Source organism: Geomonas sp. (assembly GCF_035254065.1).
Classification (GTDB): Bacteria; Desulfobacterota; Desulfuromonadia; order Geobacterales; family Geobacteraceae; genus Geomonas.
In genome coordinates this window covers 1-4177 of sequence record NZ_DATFBA010000344.1, presented here as the reverse complement: position 1 = coordinate 4177, position 4177 = coordinate 1, and the positions used below count along the sequence as shown (strand labels likewise).

Sequence of the window (4177 nt, the reverse complement as noted above, 5' to 3'; positions counted from 1 at the left end):
GTTGCCACCCATGGCGTCGCTGTGCACCAGCAGGTTGTCGCTGGCCGTCGATTCCAGCGGCTGGGTCAGGAGCACCCGCCCCTGCAGGTAGTCGATGTTGTAGTCGGTGACCGCGGTGAGGTCCTTGGTGGCCAGCACGATATTGGAGACCTTGTCGCGCACCTCGATACGCAGCCGCTCGGAGCCCTGCAGGACATCCTGGCGGCGCAGGTAGTAGAGCGACCCGCCGGTCCCGCGGAACTCGTCGCGCCCGGCCACCGTCCCCGGATCGGCCGCGAAGCCGTCCACCAGCAGGCGCTTCTCGCCGAAGCTGGTGACGTCGTTGCTCTGGTAGTGGAGGTTCCCGCCGTACAGCCCCCGGTCCACCTGCGCCAGGTCGTTGTCGACGTAGTTGGCGCGGAAGTTCCCCCACAGGCCGTAGCTACCGTCCTTTTGCAGCTTGAGGTAGAACTTGCCGCTGGTGGGGGCGTCCTCGGCGACCGTGCTGTCATCGCCGAAGGTGGGGAAATAGTACTTGGGGTCGATGCGCCTGAAGAGCGCCTGGGGGGACTTGTCCAGGAAGTTGCTGAAGATCTCGTCAAAGGGACCTTCGCCGGTGTCCGCGCTGGCGGTGAGCCCCCAGCCGGTGCCGAACTGCCCCTTGGTGTAGAAGGCGAAGCGTCCCTGGGCGTTCAGGTTGTGGCTGTACTGCTCCTGGTCGACGGTGACCAGGCTGGCGGGGCCGGAGGTCTTGTCGGCGGAGATGGTGACGTCGGCGATCCCCACCGTGAACCAGTCGCTCTTCTTCAGTTCGAGATCGCGCAGGAAGAGCTCGCCGTTCCCCTTCTGGTCGAGGACGGCCACCTCGACGGTGTGCGAGCCCTTGGGGAGGATCTCCTCGCCGATGAAGCGTCCCTTGCCGTCGACCGGTTCCGGGTAGCCGGCCAGCCAGACCTGGTGCTGAGCGGGAAGCTCGCTGCCATAGGCCTGCACGGTCCCACCGCTGATCGGGATGTTGCGCTGCGCGATGCGGCTTGCGCCGTAGCCTGCCAGCAGCTCCTTGCCCGGGTCAGCCGTGGCGGTGGCCGGATCTACCTGGTCGATGATCCAAAGCGGCTGGTCCACCGTCTCGTCCCAGTTCCCCTTGGCGTCGTACACGCGGACGAGGTACTTGAGCTCCCGGCCGGGTGCGGCGAGGGAGGGGAAATTGGCCCGCCATTCCGCCAGCCCTTCCTTGTTCACCGGCACCACCGCCAGCGGGGTGGCATGGAGGGACTGCTCCTTGTCGAAGATCCGCACCTCGGCCTTGGTGATGAAGCTGTGGTAGTTGGTGTAGAGGCGGAAGCGGACCAGGTTGTCGGCGACGGCCGCCCCCGGAGTCTGCTGGTAGCGGATGCTGCGCGGCCAGGCGGTCACGTTCAGCCGCGGCTCGGCACGCAGGTTGTCGTACTTGAACTCGATCTTGGCGCGGTCCAGCGCCAGGTCGGTGCAGCGCTGCACGTCCGGGATGCTCTTTTGGGGATCGTCGACCGGCTTGCCGTCCACCGAGATGCGCATCAGGTTGAGGCTGTAGGCGTTGGCGGTGTTCACCTCGCGGGTCAGCCGGGTGATGTCCACCCCTTCATAGTCGTTCAGGGGGACCTGCTCGTCATAGACTACCTGCACCTCGACCCGCGAGACGGCCGACTCGGTGAAGCCGGTGTTGACCACGTCGGAGGACTGCACGTAGCCGTGCCCTTCGCACTCCGCCTGCTTGCCGGTAAGGCAGGACTTGCCGCCCACCAGGGCCATGGTCCTGCGGGCGCGCGCCGCCGACCAGCCGATGTCGTCGCCGTAGATGACCGCGTTGCGCCGGTCGAGCCGCTCGTTGCTGATGTAACCGATGAAGCGCAGGCGGACGTTTATGCGATCCTTGATCTCGTCCATCAGGGAGCTGAGCCGTTCGGCGTAACCCTCGGGGACCACCGGGTTGCCCTCCTCGAACATGATGGGCGCGATGGGGCCGGAGGGAGGGTTGTAGACGCGGGTGACCAGCTCGGCGCCCGCCTCTTCCGGGCAGAGCTGCGGCCCGTCGGCCAGCTCCTGCAGCGCGTCGTCGTGCCAGAACTCGACCTCGACGCGGCGGTTCATCCCCCTCCCCTGCTCGGTCTCGTTGGGAGCCACCGGGTGGGTAGCCCCTTTGCCGTCGCTCTCGAAGACGACGCCGGGGACCTTCAGCCCGTCCTGGACCGCGAGGGCGACCCGACGCGCCACCGCCTTGGAGAGCCCTGCCTGGCCGCCGTAGATCCGCTCGTCGCGCCCCTCAAGCGGCGTGTTGTCGGTGTAGGCGATGAACCTGACCGCGAGGTGCTCCTTCCCTTTCAGGTTGGCCAGCGCCTGCCGTACCTGCTGCTGGAAAGAGTCCGGCACCACCACCGTGTCCGCGTCGTAGTGCAGGGGGGCGACCAGGTTCTTCACCCGGATGCGGTGCACGTTGCCTTCCTTGTAGCGCATCTTGCAGACCGTCTCGGTGCGGCAGATCTTCACCCGGCTCACCTTGCGGGGGACGATGACTTCCTTCTCCACCATCTTCTCGCCGATCTCGTCGTACCAGACCTCCACCTCGACCCGGCGGTTTTGGGCGCGGCCGGCCTCGGTGGCGTTGGTGGCGACCGGCTTGGAGTCGCCCATCCCTTCGTAGGAAATAGCTTCGGCGGGAAGCTCGAGGGCCTTCTTGAAATACTCGGCGACCGTCCCCGCCCGTTCCCGGGAGAGGCCGACGTTGTCGCCGTATTTTGCTTTGAGGGGACCGATGAGGGACTGGGGATCGGCGTGGCCGACGAAGTGGAGACGGACGTTCAGGCGTCCGCGCATCCTGTCGAGCACGCCGCGCAGCATGGCCACGTACTCTTCGGGGATGTCGGCCTCGCCGGTGCGGAAGTGGATGGCGGGGACCACGTTGGCCACCTTGATGGTCCTGACTTCCTTCTCGGCGACCCGGCGCTTCTCCGTGCGGTCGCCCTGGTCCTCCTTGAAGACCGAGGGATCCAGGAGCCATGGGGTGAGAGCCTGCTCTTTCGGCAGGTGCATTTCGGTCGTCTCGCCGGAGCTGGCAGCCTCCCTCGTCACCACGTCCGTTTTCACGGTGGTCGCGGGTGCGCTCTCGGCGCAGACGACGGTCCTGGCTCCGGCTACGGAGACGAGGAAAACTATAAGGGCGATACGACGCTTCACCATTGCTCCCATGTGTGCTTGAGTCCACTATCCGCCCTGGGCGATATAGGTCGCCCAGGGATGCGATACGAAATGCCGGATAAAGTTGGAGTCACATTGCACAGGGGAACAGGATCGTTGTGTGACTTTGCTGCGTTACGACTTTTACTGCGTGTAAGACTTTGCTGCGGTTAGGGGGGCGCCCCCCGTCTCCAGAAGACCTCGGTCTCGATGGTGAGCTGATAGCTCCCGTCCCATCTGCTCTTGATCTCCTTCTTGAGCGCCTTCAAGCGCTCCTCCACCAGCCCCTTGCTCTCGTTCTCCGCCAGGTAGGAGAGCCTGAGCAGCGAGGTCCCCTTGTGCAGTTCCTTCAACAAGAGGTCGATCCTCGGCTGCCACTGCGGCCTGAGCTTGGCGCTCTCCGGCTCGAAGACGCCGTCGGCCACGTCCATGGAGACCACGTGGTGGATGGCTGTGCCGAAGTCGTAGCGGAGCATCTTGCCGCGGGTGGCGCGCTGCACCTGTGGATTCTCGCCGGTCACCCGGAAGCCGGTGGGGAGGGTGCGCTCGTCGAGCTTGAGGATGAAGTTGCTGCCGCGGTCCTCGTTGGGCACCACCGCGCAGGTGATGTGGAAGCGACCGAACTCGTCGGTGGTGGCGATCAGGCCGTTGGCCGTCACCAGGCGCACGCCCGGCAGCCCCTTTTCGCCCTCATCCTGGTAACCGTTCACGTTCACATCGTCGAAGACCTTGCCGATCACGTCGGTGCAGTCGAAGGTGGGGTCGGCGGTCACCCGCACGGTGGCGGAGGCCATGCCGGAGGCGAAGCCGCCGGTAGTTTTGTCCGCCACCTGGGCGCGGTTGATGTATTCCCCCTCGGAGACGCCGGAGCCGACGATCATCAGGAAGGTGACGGTGTGCACCGTGTTACTGGAAAGAGAGGCGATGTTCCAGATGATCTGGCGCGAGTTAGTCACCGGCTCCCCCTTCTGCCCGTCGATGCGGG

The 4177-nt window shown here is 65.6% G+C and carries 2 protein-coding genes; both read right to left on the bottom strand.

Annotated features, from left to right (window positions below):
- Nucleotides 1–3195, bottom strand: a 3195-nt coding sequence (locus tag VJ604_RS16135) for an OmpA family protein (RefSeq protein ID WP_324084308.1), incomplete at its 3' end; no start/stop codon positions are given.
- Nucleotides 3196–3362: 167 nt separating this feature from the next.
- Nucleotides 3363–4177 (bottom strand): hypothetical protein (locus tag VJ604_RS16130; RefSeq protein WP_324084306.1); only part of this gene is annotated, 815 nt, incomplete at its 5' end.